This window comes from Streptomyces sp. 4F14, from assembly GCF_048159485.1.
Lineage (GTDB): Bacteria > Actinomycetota > Actinomycetes > Streptomycetales > Streptomycetaceae > Streptomyces.
On record NZ_JBLRVY010000453.1, the window covers coordinates 1 to 304 of the forward strand.

1 protein-coding gene is annotated in these 304 nt (G+C 73.4%); it reads left to right on the top strand.

The genetic code is table 11. The annotated features are described in order from the left end of the window. On the top strand, nucleotides 1-304 hold a 304-nt coding region (locus tag ACLZOT_RS51555), incomplete at both ends, for a hypothetical protein (protein ID WP_416976186.1).

Here is a 304-nt window from a genome sequence, read left to right on the forward strand (position 1 = left end):
TCGACGGCTGGCTGGCCTCCGTGCCCGTGCACGCCCTGGTCGAGGCGTTCTCCACCACCGAGCAGGACCATGAGCTGGCCCGCGACCTGGCCGCCGAGAAGGGCGGCGTCGGCGAGCGGCTGGCGCGGCTCGACGCGTTCACCGACCGCTGGGACACCCGTAAGGGCCGTGAACGCAACCAGGCCGACGAGCTGCCGATGCGGGCCGACCAGGAGGAGCTGGTGCTGGCCGCAGCCGAGGCGCTCGGCATGTGCGGCGGCACCCGGCTGCGCTACGACCGCTACGACCACGTCCTCATGCTCGG